The 262-nt window shown below is 44.3% G+C and carries 1 protein-coding gene; it reads left to right on the top strand.

What is annotated here, in order from left to right; all coding sequences use genetic code 11:
* On the top strand, window positions 1–262 hold a 262-nt coding region (locus AAEZ06_RS27565; RefSeq protein ID WP_350617296.1), incomplete at both ends, for a penicillin-binding transpeptidase domain-containing protein.

Raw genomic sequence — 262 nt, 5'->3', positions numbered from 1 at the left:
ACTTGGTATCCATTCGCTTATTACAGGCGATTGGTATCTCTGACGCCCGTAACCTATTAGATGAATTTGGTCTTGATAAAGAAAAGCTACCGACGACCTTATCGCTGGCATTGGGTGCAGGACAAGCAACACCATTACAAATGGCAACCGCCTACTCTACCTTCGCTAATGGCGGTCATCGCATTCAGCCTTACTTTATCGAACAAATCTATAATTATGACAACAAGCTATTATTCCAAGCCAATCCGCAGCAAGCTTGTGC

Source organism: Pseudomonas sp. HY7a-MNA-CIBAN-0227, from assembly GCF_040310325.1.
Lineage (GTDB): Bacteria > Pseudomonadota > Gammaproteobacteria > Pseudomonadales > Pseudomonadaceae > Aquipseudomonas.
Note: the sequence above shows the minus strand (reverse complement) of the source record. Positions and strands in the feature narration are given on the sequence as shown.